This window comes from Roseobacter sp. GAI101, from assembly GCF_000156335.1.
Lineage (GTDB): Bacteria > Pseudomonadota > Alphaproteobacteria > Rhodobacterales > Rhodobacteraceae > Sulfitobacter.
This window is the reverse complement of sequence record NZ_DS999213.1, coordinates 3,221,520-3,235,901: the sequence shown is the minus strand read 5'-3', so window position 1 is coordinate 3,235,901 and position 14,382 is coordinate 3,221,520. Positions and strand designations below refer to the sequence as shown.

Annotated in this window: 16 protein-coding genes; 5 read left to right on the top strand and 11 right to left on the bottom strand. The window is 58.9% G+C overall.

Annotated elements, in window-relative coordinates; translation table 11 throughout:
* Positions 1-88 precede the first annotated feature (88 nt).
* Positions 89-1,258, top strand: coding sequence for a MalY/PatB family protein (locus RGAI101_RS15135; protein WP_008224900.1), 1,170 nt, complete (start codon positions 89-91; stop codon positions 1,256-1,258).
* Positions 1,259-1,261: 3 nt separating this feature from the next.
* Here RGAI101_RS15135 and RGAI101_RS15130 read toward each other — a convergent pair whose 3' ends face one another.
* Entirely contained in the window at positions 1,262-1,621 is a 360-nt protein-coding gene (locus tag RGAI101_RS15130) for a hypothetical protein (RefSeq protein WP_008224902.1), read from the bottom strand.
* Positions 1,622-1,791: 170 nt separating this feature from the next.
* Here RGAI101_RS15130 and RGAI101_RS15125 point away from each other — a divergent pair, with 170 nt between their 5' ends.
* Positions 1,792-2,766 (top strand): glutathione S-transferase family protein, encoded by a 975-nt coding sequence (locus RGAI101_RS15125; RefSeq protein WP_008225347.1) that lies wholly within the window; start codon positions 1,792-1,794, stop codon positions 2,764-2,766.
* Between the two features lie 3 nt (positions 2,767-2,769).
* On the opposite strand, the gene RGAI101_RS15120 is transcribed toward RGAI101_RS15125, so the two are convergent.
* The 3 genes from RGAI101_RS15120 to RGAI101_RS15110 all read right to left on the bottom strand — a co-directional run bounded on the left by RGAI101_RS15120 (position 2,770) and on the right by RGAI101_RS15110 (position 7,480).
* A complete protein-coding gene (locus tag RGAI101_RS15120; protein WP_037229678.1) occupies positions 2,770-3,135 on the bottom strand; it encodes a response regulator transcription factor in 366 nt (121 codons plus the stop codon).
* Between the two features lie 371 nt (positions 3,136-3,506).
* Positions 3,507-6,962, bottom strand: coding sequence for a chromosome segregation protein SMC (smc, locus tag RGAI101_RS15115; protein ID WP_037229676.1), 3,456 nt, complete (start codon positions 6,960-6,962; stop codon positions 3,507-3,509).
* Between the two features lie 119 nt (positions 6,963-7,081).
* A complete protein-coding gene (locus tag RGAI101_RS15110) occupies positions 7,082-7,480 on the bottom strand; it encodes a hypothetical protein (protein ID WP_083792057.1) in 399 nt (132 codons plus the stop codon).
* Between the two features lie 120 nt (positions 7,481-7,600).
* On the opposite strand from RGAI101_RS15110, the gene RGAI101_RS15105 reads away from it, so the two are divergent.
* Positions 7,601-8,371, top strand: a complete 771-nt coding sequence (locus RGAI101_RS15105) for a FadR/GntR family transcriptional regulator (RefSeq protein WP_008228055.1) — start codon at positions 7,601-7,603, stop codon at positions 8,369-8,371.
* A gap of 72 nt (positions 8,372-8,443) precedes the next feature.
* Here RGAI101_RS15105 and RGAI101_RS15100 read toward each other — a convergent pair whose 3' ends face one another.
* The 5 genes from RGAI101_RS15100 to RGAI101_RS15080 form a co-directional block, all read right to left on the bottom strand.
* On the bottom strand, positions 8,444-9,004 hold the full coding sequence (locus RGAI101_RS15100) for a F0F1 ATP synthase subunit B (RefSeq protein ID WP_008226840.1): 561 nt from the start codon (positions 9,002-9,004) through the stop codon (positions 8,444-8,446).
* A gap of 3 nt (positions 9,005-9,007) precedes the next feature.
* Positions 9,008-9,559 carry a F0F1 ATP synthase subunit B' gene (locus tag RGAI101_RS15095; RefSeq protein WP_008225039.1) on the bottom strand — a complete coding sequence of 184 codons (552 nt, stop codon included), beginning with the start codon at positions 9,557-9,559 and terminating at the stop codon, positions 9,008-9,010.
* 86 nt (positions 9,560-9,645) lie between these two features.
* Positions 9,646-9,882, bottom strand: a complete 237-nt coding sequence (locus RGAI101_RS15090) for a F0F1 ATP synthase subunit C (protein WP_008227326.1) — start codon at positions 9,880-9,882, stop codon at positions 9,646-9,648.
* A 67-nt stretch (positions 9,883-9,949) separates the two neighbouring features.
* Positions 9,950-10,708 carry a F0F1 ATP synthase subunit A gene (locus tag RGAI101_RS15085; RefSeq protein WP_008227374.1) on the bottom strand — a complete coding sequence of 253 codons (759 nt, stop codon included), beginning with the start codon at positions 10,706-10,708 and terminating at the stop codon, positions 9,950-9,952.
* Between the two features lies 1 nt (position 10,709).
* On the bottom strand, positions 10,710-11,039 hold the full coding sequence (locus RGAI101_RS15080) for an AtpZ/AtpI family protein (protein ID WP_008225840.1): 330 nt from the start codon (positions 11,037-11,039) through the stop codon (positions 10,710-10,712).
* Positions 11,040-11,292: 253 nt separating this feature from the next.
* Between RGAI101_RS15080 and RGAI101_RS15075 the strand changes: the two genes are divergently transcribed.
* Positions 11,293-11,658 carry an ArsR/SmtB family transcription factor gene (locus RGAI101_RS15075; RefSeq protein WP_008226031.1) on the top strand — a complete coding sequence of 122 codons (366 nt, stop codon included), beginning with the start codon at positions 11,293-11,295 and terminating at the stop codon, positions 11,656-11,658.
* Between the two features lie 196 nt (positions 11,659-11,854).
* Here the strand turns inward: RGAI101_RS15075 and RGAI101_RS15070 are convergent, their stop codons facing one another.
* Together RGAI101_RS15070 and RGAI101_RS15065 are read right to left on the bottom strand one after the other, a co-directional pair.
* Complete coding sequence (locus RGAI101_RS15070; protein ID WP_008227951.1) at positions 11,855-12,745, bottom strand: DMT family transporter; 891 nt, start codon at positions 12,743-12,745, stop codon at positions 11,855-11,857.
* On the bottom strand, positions 12,745-13,620 hold the full coding sequence (locus tag RGAI101_RS15065) for a LysR family transcriptional regulator (protein ID WP_008225868.1): 876 nt from the start codon (positions 13,618-13,620) through the stop codon (positions 12,745-12,747). The genes RGAI101_RS15070 and RGAI101_RS15065 overlap by 1 nt, the downstream gene beginning before the upstream one ends.
* Before the next feature lie 119 nt (positions 13,621-13,739).
* On the opposite strand from RGAI101_RS15065, the gene RGAI101_RS15060 reads away from it, so the two are divergent.
* Positions 13,740-14,339, top strand: a complete 600-nt coding sequence (locus RGAI101_RS15060; RefSeq protein ID WP_008228255.1) for an FMN-dependent NADH-azoreductase — start codon at positions 13,740-13,742, stop codon at positions 14,337-14,339.
* Positions 14,340-14,382: the final 43 nt, after the last annotated feature.

The window sequence follows — 14,382 nt, the reverse complement described above, 5'->3', positions numbered from 1 at the left end:
AGGACAACACATGCCCCGCTGCAACCTCGGGGCTTGCGGTCAGGGCGATTAGGTTTAGCGTAACCGCGAAATATGACAGGAGACCCCAATGAGCTTTGACGAAATCATCGACCGGCGTGACACCCATTGTGCAAAATGGGACAAGATGGAGCCGATCTACGGTGTGCCCCGCGACACCGGCATTGCGATGTGGGTCGCCGATATGGATTTTCGTCCGCCCGCCGTGGTGCAAACGGCACTGCAAGACATGCTGGATCACGGCGTTTACGGCTATTTCGGCGATGACAGCGATTATCTGGGCGCGATCCAGTGGTGGATGGAAAACCGTCACGGCTGGAAGGTGGACCCCGACTGGATCTTCACCACACACGGGCTGGTGAACGGCACCGCCATGTGCGTCGATGCGTTTACCAAACCGGGCGACGGCGTCGTTTTGTTTACGCCGGTCTATCACGCCTTTGCGCGGGTCATTTCCGCAGCAGAACGCGAAGTTGTCGAATGCGAGATGGTGAACACCCAAGGCCGCTACACGCTGGATTTCGACGCGTATGACGCGCAAATGACCGGTAACGAGACGATGCTGGTGTTCTGTTCCCCTCATAACCCCGGCGGGCGGGTCTGGAGCAAGGCAGAGCTGGAGCAGGTCGCGGCCTTTGCCAAGCGGCACGATCTTGTGCTGGTATCGGATGAAATCCACCATGATCTGGTGATGCCCGGCCATACCCACACGCCGATGGCGCTGATTGACGGGATCGGAGACCGTCTGGTGATGATGACCGCCACCACCAAAACCTTCAACATCGCAGGCAGCCATTCGGGCAATGTGATCATACCGGACCCGAAACTCCGCGCGACTTTTGCAGCCCGTATGGCGGCAATGGGATTGTCCCCGAATTCGTTCGGCCTGTTCATGGCGACAGCGGCCTATTCGCCTGCGGGGGCCGCTTGGGTAGATGAACTGGTGACGTATCTGGATGGCAACCGGCGTCTGTTCGACGAGGCCGTCAATGGCATTCCCGGGCTGAAATCGATGCCATTGGAATCAACCTATCTGGCATGGGTCGATTTCGCGGGCACAGGGATGGAACGGTCAGAATTCACCAAGCGGGTCGAACAAAACGCGGCCATCGCCGCCAATCACGGGCCTACATTCGGCAAAGGCGGCGACAGCTTCATGCGTTTCAACATCGCCACACCGCGTGAACGCGTCGAAGAAGCCTGCAACCGCCTGCGCGACGCGTTCAAGGACCTGCAGTAAAATCTAAAGCGATGCGTCGTGGGCGATCAGGCCTGCCGGCGCATCGGCTGCTCTTTCAAAATCAAGCGCTGCCTTTTCTGCGACCTTGGTGGCCCGCTTGAATTCAAACTGCATCTCGCCGCCTTCTTCTTGGGCGGCGACGATGAGGCACTGAAACAAATGCGCCGCCCCGTCGTGCAAATCGACAAGCCCGCGCAGATGCGGGGCTGTCTCGGCCTCCATCGAAAACCCTGTGCCCCAGTAGCGCAACACCTTGTAACGGTCCCCGTCCACCTCGAGCCAAAGGCGTGACGCCTTGCGCAAGCTGTCCACCCGTGCAGCGTCCAAACCCGCCTGAATTTCTTTTGGTAATTGAAATTCCACAATATTCTCCCCGTCACTGCGAAAACCAAACTGCCTTATCTGACGCTAAAATCAAGCGATTCTAAAAACTTTCCGACCTCTGCGCCCATGCAGACCCAATGTGCGTCCCTGCCCATGGCCAAACGAACCACTTGGGTTAGGTTTGACACGAATAGGTAAAGGAGCGGCAAATGGGACTTTTGGTTGACGGCGTCTGGCAGGACCAGTGGTACGATACGAAATCTTCGGGCGGCAAGTTCGAACGCTCTGCTGCAAAGTTCCGCAACTGGATCACGGCAGACGGAAGCGCGGGCCCCTCAGGCGATGCAGGGTTCAAGGCGGAAAGCGGGCGCTATCACCTGTACGTAAGCTATGCCTGCCCTTGGGCGCACAGGGCCTTGATCTTCCGCGCCCTCAAGGGGCTCGAGGATCACATCAGCATCTCTGTCGTGCATCCCGACATGCTGGGCGATGGCTGGACATTCGACACCGATTTTGACGGGGCGACGGGGGACACGCTTTTCGGCCTGCCCTTTGCCCGTGACATCTACACAAAAGCAGCCCCGAAATTCAGCGGACGGGTGACCGTGCCGATCCTGTGGGACAAAGCCCAAAATACCATCGTATCGAACGAGTCATCTGAGATCATCCGCATGTTCAACAGTGCGTTTGACGACATTACCGGCAACACCGATGATTACTGGCCCAAGCAGATGCGCGAAGCGATCGAACCGGTCAACAGCCGCATCTATGACACGGTAAACAACGGTGTCTACAAAGCGGGATTTGCCAGCACCCAGGACGCCTATGACGCTGCAGTCGTGCCGCTGTTCGACAGCCTTGAGTGGATCGAAGGCATCCTGTCTTCCAGCCGCTACCTTATGGGCGACACCCTGACCGAAGCCGACTGGCGGCTTTTCACCACGCTGGTGCGGTTCGACATGGTCTATCATCTGCACTTCAAATGTAACCGCAAGCGGATCGTCGATTACCCCAATCTGTGGGCCTATACCCGCGAACTGTACCAGGTGCCCGGCGTGGCAGATACCGTCGTGATGGATCACATCGTCCGGCACTACCACTACAGCCACGATATGATTAACCCTAACCGGATTATCCCGATCAACCCGGTTCTGGATTTCATGGCCCCGCACGGGCGGGGCTAGGGCCTATCCGACACGGCTGCCGCAGTGTTCAACCAACGCCGCCAGATCCTCTGGCGGTGTCCCGGACGGGACAAAGGCACTGGCATTGGCGCAATGGGCAAAAATGGACCCGTCCGAAAAGAACGACGTATTCGTCACAAAGATGATCCGCGCCTTTGGCTGTTTGTAATTCGCGTAATCGGCGACGGCCAAAGCCGTGCCGTCCTTTAGAAATAGATCAAGTATGATGATGTCAGCAGAATGGATCGAAAGCCACGAAATCGCGCCTTCCTGGGTTGTCACGCAAGCGACTTCCATCCCCTGCCTCTCAAGGTGACGCTGCCACAGCGCCCCGAGATCTGATTGGCTTTCGACAATCAAAATTTCCATCATACCTCACCACGATCACTTTATTCAAAATCAACTTATTAACGACTCTGAAGTGCCGCTCTAAGCATTAACAAACCGTTAATAATTTCAGCGCAACCGGACCCTTGCCATCACGTTAACGGCAGTCACCAAGGTCAATCCTTTATTGATACCACGTTCTCTGCTCAATTTCAGATAAAAATCTCCGCGCACCAAAGATCGCCCTCTAACCACGCAAATCGCCGGTCAACGGTGAAATATTGGAGAAATCCCCCCTAAGCCTGCCATCCCATCAATCGGCCTTCACAAAAGGCCGCGGACGAGGGTGGGGCTGGCGAACCCAAGGCCGCTCTGCCTCAGGACAACGGCTTGAAACGGACCGATCTATAGGTCTACGCCACCAGAGTTTCGGCCTTTTTCAGGTCGACCGACACCAGTTGGCTGACGCCCTGTTCCGCCATGGTCACCCCGAACAAGCGGTCCATCCGCGCCATCGTCACCGCATGGTGGGTAATGATCAGGAACCGCGTGTTCGTCTGGCGGCACATCTCGTCCAGCAGATCGCAAAACCGCGTAACATTGGCATCGTCCAGCGGCGCGTCCACCTCGTCGAGCACGCAGATCGGCGCGGGGTTGGCCAGGAACACCGCAAAGATCAACGCCATCGCCGTCAAGGTCTGCTCGCCACCCGACAGCAGGCTCAGCGTGCTCAGCTTCTTGCCCGGCGGCTGGCACATAATCTCAAGCCCGGCTTCAAGCGGGTCATCGGATTCCACCATCACAAGATTGGCCTCGCCGCCGTTGAACAAATGCCGGAACAGCATCGAAAAATTGCTGTTCACTTGTTCGAACGCCGTCAAAAGCCGCTCGCGCCCCTCGCGGTTGAGGCTTGCGATGCCACTGCGCAGGGTTTTGATCGCCTCGGACAGATCGGCTTTCTCGGTGGTCAGCGTGTCGTATTCTTCCTGTATTTCCTTGGCATCTTCCTCGGCTCGCAGGTTCACCGCCCCCAACGCCTCGCGCTGGCGTTTCAGACGGTTCACATCTGCCTCAAGAAGCTCTGATCCCGGCATCTGGTCGGGGTCCACATCAATCGAAGTCAGCAATTGGGCCGGCGTCATCTGCTGGTCTTCTGCAATACGTTCGGCGGCATAGGCGACAGTCTCTTTGGCGGCCTCGGCGCGGGCGTCGGACCGGGCGCGCGCCTCGCGGGCCTCAGACGCAAGCCTCTCGGCTTCCCGCTCTGCCAAGGTTGCCTCGCGCAGAGTAGCTTCTGCCTCCGACAGCTTGTCCGCAGCATCGGCCTTTCGGTCCTCCGCCGTCATGATTGCCTGGGTCAGTTCATCCCGCTTCGCCGCAATTTCGGCAGGAACGGCGCTTGCCTCTTTCAACTCGACCTCCGAGGCCGTCTTACGATCAACCAGTTCGGTGCTGCGCTTTTCGGCGGTCTCAAGCCGGTGCCGCCATCCGCTGAGTTCTTTCGTGACTTCCTGTGACCGCTTCAACCGCGCATCGCCGTCACGCCGCAACTCATCATGGGCCGACCGCCGCGACATCATCGCAATCCGCGCGCCTTCAACTGTCATACGCAAGGCTTCGACATCGGCGCGGGCCTCTGCCACATCCTCCAGATCAGCCAGCGCGCGCTCTGCCTGAATGACCTGACGCCGCCCCTCCATCGCTTCGTCCTCGTGGCGTGTCACGGCAAGGCCCAGGTTTTCCAACCGCCCGTCGGCCAGGTTCCGGTCCGCCTCGGCCCGGCTCAGCGCTCGGCCCGCATCGGCAACGGCACGGTCGGCATCGCGGCGCGCCTCGCGGGCGCGTTTGTCGGCTTCGGTCTGGGCGGACAACCGGTGTTGCAACGCCTCATGCGCGTCCCGCGCCCCGTCCGCCCGCTGGCTGGCCTCTTCAAGCGCTTGTTTCAGTACCTCAAGCCGGTTGATCTGCTGCAACCGCAGCGCAGCAGCCGAAGGCGCATCTTCGGCCCAGGCCCTGAACCCGTCCCACCGCCACAGGTCGCCTTCGGGCGACACCAACCGCTGGCCGGGCTTTAGCGCGGATTGTAGCCGCGGGCCATCATCTGCGTCGACAAGGCCGATCTGGCTCATCCGGCGGGTCAAGACATCGGGGACAGAAACATGCGCCGTCAGCGCTGTGACCCCCTCGGGCAGGGGTTGCGTCGCCTCATAGGCGGGCATGACGGCCCAGCCGGAAGGTCCGTCCGCATCGACTTGCGGCGCACGCAGGTCATCCGCAAGAGCCGCACCCAGGGCCTTTTCAAAGCCGTGTTCCACTTGAAGACGGTCCAAAATCTGACCGCCCTCTGCGGTGTCACGTTCAACCAGCTTGGCCAAGGCACCTGCCTCGGCCCGAAGTGCATTCACTTCGCCTTCGGCCTCTGACCGCTCCGCACGTGCTTCGGCCTCGCGGCTTTGGGTCGCCGCGCGGGCTTCTTCGGCTTCGATCAAGGCCTGTTCTGCCGCTTCGGCCTGTGTCGTCGCGGCCGCTTCGGCCGTCTGCGCTGCCTCAAAATCAACGGCGGCCTTCTGCATGGCCGCCTGACTGTGCTGGACAGCCTCGCGGGCCTTCGACGCCTCAGCTTCGGACTTGTGCAATGTCCTGCGGGTGTCCGTCAAAAGCCGTTCGGCAGACCCATGGCGCGCGGCCAGACGGGCAACATCTTCCGTCAGTTGGGATAGCTCTGCCTCGTGGGATTGGAGGATCGTTGCAGCTTCCCGCGCAAGTTCCCCCGCCTCTTCCACCGCGTCGTCATGCCCATCACCGGCCTTCTCAAGCTCGCGGGCTTCCCACTCCAGCCGTTCAATCGTTTCGCCGGCATCCCTGTTCAGGCCAGCCTCCCGATCAATATCGCGGGCCAGTTGTGCGATCCGCTTCGTCAGTACATCAATCGTGGCCTGCGCGCGGGTTTCCTGATCGGTCAACGTGTCCCGCTGAACGCCAAGACGTTGCAATACCGCCACCGCGATGGCGTCTTCCTCGCGCAGCGGCGGCAAGGCATCTTCGGCAGTCTGGCGCGCCTTGGCCGCGTGGCGGACCGCCGCCTCCGCCTGGGTGGCCGCAGCGCCGCGCGCCCGCAAGTCCTCAGCGGCAGCCGCGCGTGCGTCGTCCGCTTCGCGCCACCGGCGATACAACAACATGCCCTCGCTCTTGCGCAGGTCATTGCCAATCTCGCGGTACTTGGCCGCCTGACGCGCCTGTCTGGCCAGTTGGGACAACTGCGTGGAAAGTTGGTCAACCACATCATCGACACGGGCAAGGTTCGCCTCGGCCCCGTTCAGCTTCAGTTCTGCCTCGTGACGGCGGGCATACAGCCCCGAAATGCCTGCGGCCTCTTCCAGAATACGGCGGCGGTTCTTGGGTTTCGCGTTGATCAGTTCAGAAATCTGGCCCTGCCGTACCAATGCAGGCGAATGGGATCCGGTCGACGCATCCGCAAACAGCATCTGCACATCCCGCGCGCGCACGTCCTTTCCAGCCGCCTTGTAGGCACTGCCGACATCGCGGGTGATCCGGCGGATGATTTCAATCTGGTCTGTATCGTTGAAACCAGCCGGGGCAAGCCGTTCCGTGTTATCGATATGCAGTGCGACTTCGGCAAAGTTACGCGCCGGTCGGGTTGCGGCACCGGCAAAGATCACATCCTCCATGCCACCGCCGCGCATGGCAGTGGGGCGGTTTTCGCCCATCACCCACCGAAGCGCTTCAAGTAGATTGGATTTACCACAGCCGTTCGGGCCCACCACGCCGGTCAGCCCGTCCGCGATCACCAGATCGGTCGGGTCCACGAAGCTTTTGAAGCCCGTCAGTCTAAGCTTGGAAAAGCGCAATCCGTGTTCCGCCAAATTGATTCTCTTGGAGGAAGAGGGTGCTGTGATCCGCGCCCGCGTGTCAATTAAAACACACTAGCGGCAGCGGAACATGGCCGTGTTATCCACAAGATATTGGGTTATTCGGCCGAAGTACACAGCGTGCCGACCTTGGGCAACCCACGCGCGTGCGGCCCGCCGTCAGGGATCGGGGTGCAGTTTTTCGCCAGATAAGGCGCGGCCCCCGCCCCCTTGCACGACAGCCGGCCTGTCGCCAACGCCTGGTCCCCCAGAACGTCCACCACCCGGCAACCACTGACCTGCGCCATAGCAAAGGCCGCGCGCTGCCGGATCGGGCCGAAACGGGGCGCGTATTGAGTGTTGACGCGCACCGCCTCTGCCAGGTCCCCTTTGACGCGGACATCGAAAACAGATCCTTCGACCGTCACCCTGGTTGGAGGGACATCACGAAAATGTGGGCCAGGAGTGTTGCAGGCGGCAAGACCGGACAAAGCAAGGAGAAGGATCAAAATTTTCATACCCACGTGCTAAGGTTAAGTGGTTAACCATTGGTGAACGCCGTGACGCGGCCGGGTGGATAAACGCATTGAAGCGGGGCTCCACTGGTCATATAATTTGACCAATCCAAGGAACCCCATATGCCGTTTCACCCCGTATCATCCGAAAAGCTGTCTCAGGCCGTGGTCCGCCAGGTCGAAAAGTTGATCCTGCGGGGCATCCTGCGTCCCGGCGAACGCCTCCCATCCGAGCGTGAACTGGCAGAGCGGCTTGCCGTCTCGCGGCCGTCGTTGCGGGACGCGATTGCGCAGTTGCAGGAAAGCGGGTTGTTGACGGCAAAGCCCGGTGCTGGCGTCTATGTCGCTGACGTTCTGGGCGGGGCTTTTGCGCCATCGCTGATCGACCTGTTCGCGCGCCATGACGAGGCCGTTTTCGATTACCTGTCCTTCCGGCGCGATCTTGAGGGGTTGGCGGCGGAACGGGCCGCAAGGTTGGGGTCGGACATTGATCTTGAGGTCATCCAAACTGTTTTCAACAAGATGGAAGCCGCCCATCAAAAGCGCAACGCCGAGGACGAAGCCCAGCTTGACGCGCAGTTCCACATGGCCATCATCGAGGCCAGCCATAACGTTGTGATGCTGCATATGATGCGGTCGATGTATGACCTGCTGCGCGGCGGCGTATTCTATAACCGTCAGATCATGTTCAAGCAGCGCACGACGCGGTCTGCCCTTTTGGACCAACACCGGGCAATGAATGACGCGTTACAGCGTCGCGATCCCGCTGCCGCCCGAGAGGCTGTCGAAGCGCATTTGAACTACGTTGAAAATGCCCTGCGCGACCAGCAAAAGACCGAGCGTAACGAAGAAGTTGCCCGCCAGCGCCTGGAGCACGCAACCCAGAGCGACTGAGCAAATCTAGAGCTGAAACGAAAAAGGCCCCGAAGTAACTTCGGGGCCTTTTTCAAAATCTGATGAGATACTTTAGTGCAGCTTGCTGTCCACGTCCGCGATGGCGGAGTCGATCAGCGCATTGCCTTCGGCTGCCGTCATCTTCTTGGCGATGACATCCTTGGCTGCAGCAACGGCGATGATGATCGCCTGATCGCGGACCTCTTTGACGGCAGCAGCCTGAGCAGATTCAATCTGGTCCTGCGCTGTCGCCACACGGCGTGCGATCGATTTTTCGAGATCGGCACGCGCCTGATCTGCGGCTTCGTGTGCTTCGGCCTTGGCAGCAGTCACGATGCGATCCGCCTGATCCTTAACCTCTTGTTGCTTGCGTTCGTAGCTGGCCAGCAATGTCTGCGCTTCTTCACGAAGGGCACGGGCTTCTTCAAGCTCGGACTTGATGCCTGTGGCACGTTTGTCCAGCATTCCGGCGATCAGGGATGGTACCTTGAAATAGAACAGGACCCCGATGAACAAGATGAACGCCAGCAACACGACAAAGTCGGTGTTGTGGAGAGAAACGAATGCACCGCCGGCGGCGAATGCAGGGGATGCGACCAAGCCCGCGATCAAGGCAGAGAAAGTCAAACGCATGGCTTATCCTTTCATCCGGGCATCGACAGCCGCGGAAACAGTTGTCGCGTCGGCAGAACCGCCCAAGGCTGCAATGATCGCTTGCGCGGTGTCCTTTGCAACTTCTTCGACGTTCTTCTTTGCACCTTCGCGGATTTCAGCGATGGCCTTTTCGGATTCGGCGGCCTTGGCGGCGATGTCGGCATCTGCCACGGCAATCGCTTGATCCAGATCGGCCTGAATATCTGCTTTGGCGTCTGTGATGATGCGGTGCGCTTCTGCGCGGGCATCAATCAGAGCCTTGTCATATTGTGCTTCTGCTTCTGTCGCCTTGACCTTCAGGTCTTCGGCAGCAGCAATGTCATTCGTGATCGTACCCTGACGTTCCGCCAGAACCGACCCGATGCGCGGCAAAGCAACCCGCGACAGGATAAAGTAGATAGCGACCAGCGCAACGACCAGCCAGAAAATCTGGTTGCCGAACCATTCGCCACAAAGCTGCGGCATGCCAATGGCACTGCCAAATTCACTGACACAGGTGCCAGCGATTTCCATATCAATCGGTTCAGTCGCCATGTTGGCCTCCTGTCAAAACAGTCAAATCCCTTGGGCAGCGCACATTTGCGCGCTGCCCGAAGCGTAAGGAAGTGTCAGTCTGACGCTTAAACGGCGAACATCAACAGCAGGGCAACGAGGAACGAGAAGATCCCCAGAGCTTCTGCAAAGGCGATGCCGATGAAGAGTGTTGCAGTCTGACCAGCAGCTGCCGAAGGGTTGCGCAGTGCGCCGGCAAGGTAGTTGCCTGCAACGTTGCCCACACCGACTGCCGCGCCGCCCATGCCCATGCATGCCAGACCCGCGCCAATGTATGCGCCCATTTGTACGATATCGCCTTCCATGAGAATTCTCCTTACGATGGAATTGAGGTGATGAGGTGGGGCAGGTCAGGATGACCCGCACCCGTTGTTAGTGATGCGGATGAAGCGCGTCTTTCAGATAGACACACGTCAGAATGGTGAACACGTAAGCCTGGATAAAGGACACCAGAATTTCGAGGCCATACATCGCAGTGATCGCGACGATGGACAAAGGTGCGATGGCAGCAATCGCGGCGAAGCCAGCGAAAACCTTGATCACAGCGTGACCCGCCATCATGTTGCCGGCCAAACGAATGGAGTGGCTGACGGGGCGTACGAAATACGAGATGATTTCGATCAGCGCCAGGATGGGACGCAACGGCAGCGGCGCACTGGAAACCCAGAACAGGCTAAGAAACGAAGCGCCATTTTTGACGAAGCCAAGGATGGTCACGCCGAAGAACACGGCAAAGGCCATCAATGCGGTGACCGCAATATGCGATGTCGGGGTGAATGCCATCGGCAGCAAGCCAAGGAAGTTGGCGAAGACGATGAACATGAACAGTGTCATGATGTAGGGGAAATACTTGACCCCTTCCTTGCCGCAGATGTCTTCTACCATTTTGTAGATGAAACCGTAGGCCAATTCGGCGACCGACTGCATCCGGCCGGGAACGACGGACCGCTTTGAGGTGCCCAGAACCAGCAATGCGAACACTGCAAGAACGGCAAGCGCCATCCAGACTGTCGCGTTGGTAATGGTGTACCAGGACACAGCGCCGTCGCCGAAGAACGGCTCAACGATGAACTGGTCCATCGGGTGGAAAACCAAGCCGCCCGCTTCTTCGCCGTGTGCTTCTGCTGCCATCTCAGGCCCCTTTGTTCTCGTCGGCCATATCGGCCACTTTCTTTTTCTGGATTTCCTGCGCGGAGCGGAGCATCGTTTTTACTCCGGCCGCCAGACCCAGCATGACAAACAGCACCATGAATATTGGCATCGTTCCAAAGAACCAGTCCAACGTATATCCGATGCCGAAACCGATCCCGAGACCGGCGCAAAGTTCGATCACCATCCGCCAGGCAAGCGATGCCTGAGAATAGTGCTCATCTGCTCGGGGTTTGGGCGCTTGCGACAGCTTGGCCGCTTCGATCTTTGCCTCAAGCTGCTTTAGCCGCTGCTGTTGGTCCGGATCAGTCACGCCTAAATCCCTTTCGATGTGTTGGGCAGTAGCTACTTTTACCGGCGATCAGAGTCAACCACGGCTTACGAAACCTCAATCCATTGAATTTATTCAATAATACCGCACTCAACCTGCGTCAAATTGTCAAATCCGTCCACAACAAACACCCATCATAGCCCATTTTGTTATTCAACCTTTTGGTTGAAGGTCATTCGGGCTATAGAAATGCCTGACGCAACAGACCCAATTTATCAGGTTCACAATCACCGCCATGACCGCTTCGCTAGACGCTATCTTTGCCGCCCTTGCCGACCCCACGCGCCGCGCCATATTGGCGATGTTGCTTGAGGACGACATGGCCGTGACAGATGTGGCCGATCCGTTCGACATGTCCCTGGCTGCGATATCAAAGCATCTCGGCGTGCTTGAACGTGCAGGCCTGATCGCGCAGGAAAAGCGCGGCCGGCTGAAATGGTGCAAACTGGAACCGCGCGCATTAAAAACCCCGTCCGTGTGGATGCAGGGCTTCGGTCAATTCGAACCGGTAAATCTGGATGATTTTGAAAGATTTCTTGCAGCAGAGATACCTATGGTACCGTCAGATGCTGCCGAGGAAGGCGCGGAAGAGAAGATGTAGTTGACCCCCTCGTGACGAGGTTACACACGAGAGGGCCACCATCGAGTTGTTAGACGAGGCCCGCGAGGCGCAGAACAGCCAGAACAACTACAATCAAACCAATTACATAAATTACGCTACGCATATCTTCGTTCCCTTCATGAACTTTCTGTGATGTTAACCCCAGATCCGAGAAAAGGTTCCGGAAAATTCAAACTTAAGTGCCGAGGCTGTCGTTTTTCAGCAGTAGATACAGCGCAAGGATGGTCAGCGCGACGCCGCCAAAGACTAGCGCGGAAGGCGCACCATTGCCCAAGGCAATCTCCCACAGGATGACCCAGCTTGGTGTCAGATAGGTGTAGGCCATCACCTTTGCCGACGGCAGCCGCAAGGATGCAAACTGCAACAGCACGAACGTGGCCGCCGACGCAAAGATCGCGACGTAGAATATGGTGATCCAGACAATTGCCGGAAGCGTCAGCCAGTCGGTCCCGACCACATCGCGCCAGCCATAAAGAAACAGCAACGCGCCCCCCGCGAACAGGGTCCCAAGGGTAAACACCACCGCAGGCTCGCCCCGGTTAAGCTTGCGCACCATGGGGGTGTAAAGCGCGTGACTGACGCAGCCGATGAAATACACCGCTTCCCCGCGCCCTAATTCGAACCGGCGCAAGGCCGTGAAATCGGCGCGAAAGATCACCCAAAGCGCCCCGATGGCACCGATGGTCAGGGCCAGCGCCATGCGCGGCGTCGTCACCTGCCGCAACAGGACCCAGCCAAAGCCGGCGGCAATCACCGGGGTAAGGGTAAACACCGCCGCAGCGCTGACCGGGCGCGCGGTTTTCAGCCCTTCGAACATCAAGACGAAATAGACTGCGAACAGTCCACCCAGCACGAAATACCGCCAAGGCGCGCGCAGCGCCTGTGGCTTTACCCCGGTCGTCGCCACGACAGCGACCCCGATCACCGCCCCGGCAATCACAAAGCGCGCCGCATTCAGCGCCGCGGGCGAAATCATGTTCGCCGACATCGACCCCAGTGAAAACGACCCCGCAACCAATGCGGAAAACGTCAGCATCGCCAGATGCCCCTGAATATCAGGTCGCATCAAACAGCGCCTTTCATTGAATTCTTGAGGAAGGTCAAAAAGGTTTGCACTTTCAATGTCCGGTGCAAATCCACATGGGTGACCAGCCAAAGCGAAGATTCCCATTCTGCAAGGGGGGGATGCACCTCGACCAGATCGGGGTCATTCGCAGCATCCTCCAGCGACAAGAACCCGATGCCCGCGCCGGCGGTGATCGCATCCACCAAGGCATTCATGTCGGTACACCGGAATGTCATCGCCTTCTCCGGCAGAATATTACGCAGCCATATGGAAAACGGCGCGCGGTTTTCCGGGTCATCTTGCACCACAAACCGGTGGTTGGCATAATCCTCCACCCTTTCAGGCAGCCCGAACTCAGCGATGTATGTCTTGTGCGCATAAAGCCCCACGCGCATCTTCATCAGCGGCTGCACCACATTATCAGGCTGTTGCGGCACGGAACCCGCGCGGATCGCCACATGCGCCTCGCCGTACTCAAGCCGGAACAAACGCTCGCCAGTCAGAAAGCGCACCACCACATCGGGATTTTGCTTCTGGAATGCCACCAGAACCGGCGTGACGACCCGGGTCAGTTCGACCAATGACGTCACCACCAATTCCCCCGACACGCTATCCCCGCGCCCCTTTATCCGGCTCGCAAGCTGGCTGAACTGGTCGTTGGTCGCCGCGGCCACCCGCAACAGATCCTCGCCCGCTTCGGTCGCCTTGTAGCCCCGCGCGTGGCGCTGGAACAGCTTGACGGCCAGCCGCGCCTCGAGCGCATCGATATGACGGATGACGGTTGCATGATGCACCCCCAGAACGTCGGCGGCACCGCTGACCGTACCCAGGCGCGCCACATGATAGGCCGTCTTGATTTCGTCCCAGTTATCCACCGCGCCCTCACGTCATGTGCAATTCCGAACACTGCCCTTCGCGTTTTCGCAAGTTGCGGTCACCCATGCAAGGCGCATCTAAACAGGGCAACAGAAACAAACCCAAAGGAACAGCTTCCATGGCCATTCTCCGCATCGATTCTTCTGCCAACACCAATGATTCCGTAACACGCGCCCTGACCGACCGGATCATCGCCAAACTGGGCGACACCAACGTGACCGTGCGCGATCTTGCCCTCGAACCACTGCCGCAGATTACCCAGACATGGGCCGTCGCCCGCGTGACCCCTGAAGAGGATCGCGCACCCGAACAAACCGAAGCCCTCAAGGAATCGGACAAGCTGGTTGCCGAAATGATGGCCGCAGACACCATCGTGATCGGTGCACCGATGTACAACTTTTCGATACCCGCCGCGCTCAAGGCCTGGATCGATCTGGTTGCCCGTGTCGGCGTCACGTTCCGTTATACCGAAGCCGGCCCCGAAGGCCTGGTCAAAGGCAAACGCGTGATCATCGCGATGGCCTCCGGCGGTACGCCAGCCGGTGCACCGGTTGATTTCAACACGCCCTATCTGAAAACCGTTTTGGGCTTCATGGGCATGGACGACGTGACGATCATTTCCGCCGACGCCTTGGCCACAGACCCCGAAGCCACCATGGCCAACGCCCACACGGCCGTTGACGCGCTCCAGTCCTCGGATGCTCGCAAGGCCGCCTGACGATCGGCCAGATCGACAAGGCCGGGGCGGGTTGACTCAGACC

Excerpts from the sequence above, each read along its gene's own strand:
- RGAI101_RS15125 (WP_008225347.1), top strand. The coding sequence starts at position 1,792 with ATGGGACTTTTGGTTGACGGCGTCTGGCAGGACCAGTGGTACGATACG.
- RGAI101_RS15105 (WP_008228055.1), top strand. The coding sequence starts at position 7,601 with ATGCCGTTTCACCCCGTATCATCCGAAAAGCTGTCTCAGGCCGTGGTC.
- RGAI101_RS15060 (WP_008228255.1), top strand. The coding sequence starts at position 13,740 with ATGGCCATTCTCCGCATCGATTCTTCTGCCAACACCAATGATTCCGTA.
- RGAI101_RS15110 (WP_083792057.1), bottom strand. The coding sequence starts at position 7,480 with ATGAAAATTTTGATCCTTCTCCTTGCTTTGTCCGGTCTTGCCGCCTGC.
- RGAI101_RS15090 (WP_008227326.1), bottom strand. The coding sequence starts at position 9,882 with ATGGAAGGCGATATCGTACAAATGGGCGCATACATTGGCGCGGGTCTG.
- RGAI101_RS15075 (WP_008226031.1), top strand. The coding sequence starts at position 11,293 with ATGACCGCTTCGCTAGACGCTATCTTTGCCGCCCTTGCCGACCCCACG.
- RGAI101_RS15100 (WP_008226840.1), bottom strand. The coding sequence starts at position 9,004 with ATGCGTTTGACTTTCTCTGCCTTGATCGCGGGCTTGGTCGCATCCCCT.
- RGAI101_RS15120 (WP_037229678.1), bottom strand. The coding sequence starts at position 3,135 with ATGGAAATTTTGATTGTCGAAAGCCAATCAGATCTCGGGGCGCTGTGG.
- RGAI101_RS15095 (WP_008225039.1), bottom strand. The coding sequence starts at position 9,559 with ATGGCGACTGAACCGATTGATATGGAAATCGCTGGCACCTGTGTCAGT.
- RGAI101_RS15085 (WP_008227374.1), bottom strand. The coding sequence starts at position 10,708 with ATGGCAGCAGAAGCACACGGCGAAGAAGCGGGCGGCTTGGTTTTCCAC.
- RGAI101_RS15070 (WP_008227951.1), bottom strand. The coding sequence starts at position 12,745 with ATGCGACCTGATATTCAGGGGCATCTGGCGATGCTGACGTTTTCCGCA.
- RGAI101_RS15135 (WP_008224900.1), top strand. The coding sequence starts at position 89 with ATGAGCTTTGACGAAATCATCGACCGGCGTGACACCCATTGTGCAAAA.